The 339-nt window shown below is 50.4% G+C and carries 1 protein-coding gene; it reads left to right on the top strand.

The window, feature by feature from the left end; genetic code table 11:
* Positions 1-165 precede the first annotated feature (165 nt).
* The coding region (locus AC0L3K_RS40785; RefSeq protein WP_473368231.1) for a cyclase at positions 166-339 on the top strand (174 nt) is incomplete at its 3' end.

Genomic DNA, 339 nt, shown 5'->3' with positions numbered 1-339 from the left:
GCACGCCTCAGTTTTATCGGACAAAGGGCAAGCGTCCGATGGCATCAGTGCAACCCGGAAATGAAATAGCTCCAAGCAGTGGCCGGTATTATACTGGTGCTACTGGAAGTGCTGTTTCTAGCGTTCGTGGAAAGATTGCTACGACCAGTCTGGGAGGAACATCTGATGACGACTATGTTTGTTAGACACACGGTTTCCGACTACAAGACCTGGCGGAAAGTTTACGACGATTTTGCTCCTGTTCAGAAGGCGAAGGGCGTAGCAGCCGAGGCTGTCTACCGAGCAGTCGAAAATCCCAATGACATCACAGTAACTCACGAGTTTGCCACGATTGAAGCT

The sequence above is a fragment of the Bradyrhizobium sp. MI1.10 genome (genome assembly GCF_055811035.1).
Note: the sequence above shows the minus strand (reverse complement) of the source record. Positions and strands in the feature narration are given on the sequence as shown.